This is a genomic window from Streptomyces sp. L500, assembly GCF_054551825.1.
This window is the reverse complement of sequence record NZ_JBTOLC010000131.1, coordinates 1-783: the sequence shown is the minus strand read 5'-3', so window position 1 is coordinate 783 and position 783 is coordinate 1. Positions and strand designations below refer to the sequence as shown.

The window sequence follows — 783 nt, the reverse complement described above, 5'->3', positions numbered from 1 at the left end:
ACGGTCCTGACCCGGCGTACCGAACAGATACAGGATCAGGTCGTCATCGAGGGTGATTCGACCGAAATCCATCGCCACGGTGGTCGTGGTCTTGTCCTGGACGTGGCTCAGGTCGTCGATGCCCGCCGAGGCGGAGGTCATCACGGCTTCGGTGCGCAGCGGACTGATCTCCGAGACCGCCCCGACGAACGTGGTCTTGCCGACGCCGAAGCCGCCCGCCACCACGATCTTCGCGGACGTGGTGGAGCGGCCGACGCCTCCGCTAGAGCTTCCGAAGTCCACTGAGAACCCTTTCGAGCAGTGTCACATCCGGCGTACCGCCGGACTCCCCGCCGCCCGGCTGGTGGATCGCCACCATGCCGGCCTCCGCCAGGTCCGCCACCAGGATGCGGGCCACACCGAGCGGCATGTTCAGCAGCGCGGAGACCTCCGCGACCGACTTCACCTCGCGGCACAGGTGGCAGATCCGCTGGTGCTCGGGGAGCAGCCCACCGAGGTGCGCCGGGTCGGCCGTGGAGCTGACCAGTGCCTCGATGGCGAGCTGGTAGCGCGGCCGGGTCCGGCCTCCCGTCATGGCGTACGGGCGGATCAGCGGCTGGTCGTCTTCTTCTTCCCCGTACGGCGCGTGGTGTGAAGCACCGTACGGGCCGGGCGAGACGGGCGGGGTCATGAATCCTCCGGACGGGACAGCAGGATGGCAATGATGCCGTCGTGTGGCGGCCGGTGGGGGGTTTTCGGCCGTACGGTCGGACGGAAATCGCGGTGTGCGGTGGTCAGTTCAGC

The 783-nt window shown here is 68.3% G+C and carries 2 protein-coding genes; both read right to left on the bottom strand.

Annotated features, from left to right (window positions below; all coding sequences use genetic code 11):
- Window positions 1-282: GTP-binding protein (locus ACX9I7_RS32660; protein WP_459389407.1), on the bottom strand; the 282-nt coding region annotated here is incomplete at its 3' end.
- On the bottom strand, window positions 263-670 hold the full coding sequence (locus tag ACX9I7_RS32655) for a DUF742 domain-containing protein (RefSeq protein WP_126916258.1): 408 nt from the start codon (window positions 668-670) through the stop codon (window positions 263-265). The genes ACX9I7_RS32660 and ACX9I7_RS32655, both read right to left, overlap by 20 nt.
- Window positions 671-783 lie beyond the last annotated feature (113 nt).

Bases quoted from the DNA above. Each gene is read 5' to 3' on its own strand.
- ACX9I7_RS32655 (WP_126916258.1), bottom strand. From the start codon at position 670: ATGACCCCGCCCGTCTCGCCCGGCCCGTACGGTGCTTCACACCACGCG.